This is a genomic window from Halomonas sp. SIMBA_159 (assembly GCF_046536035.1).
Classification (GTDB): Bacteria; Pseudomonadota; Gammaproteobacteria; order Pseudomonadales; family Halomonadaceae; genus Vreelandella; species Vreelandella venusta_A.
Map to the genome: position 1 here is coordinate 1 of NZ_JAWJBT010000683.1, position 268 is coordinate 268.

The 268-nt window shown below is 47.8% G+C and carries 1 pseudogene; it reads left to right on the plus strand.

What is annotated here, in order from left to right:
• Positions 1-268: pseudogene (locus R0J87_RS20930) on the plus strand (flagellar type III secretion system pore protein FliP); the annotation flags it as partial.

Sequence of the window (268 nt, forward strand, 5' to 3'; positions counted from 1 at the left end):
CCCGCACCAAAGATCTGGATACCTTTGCCCAGATTGCCGGGCTGGAAGTGGCTGAGCAGCCACAGGATTATCCGATTACTGTAGTGATCCCGGCGTTTATTACCAGCGAGCTTAAAACCGCATTTCAGATAGGTTTTATGCTGTTTATCCCGTTTCTGATTATCGATCTGGTGGTCGCCAGCGTGCTGATGGCCATGGGTATGATGATGTTGTCACCGATGATTATATCCTTGCCTTTCAAACTGATGATGTTTGTACTGGTTGATGG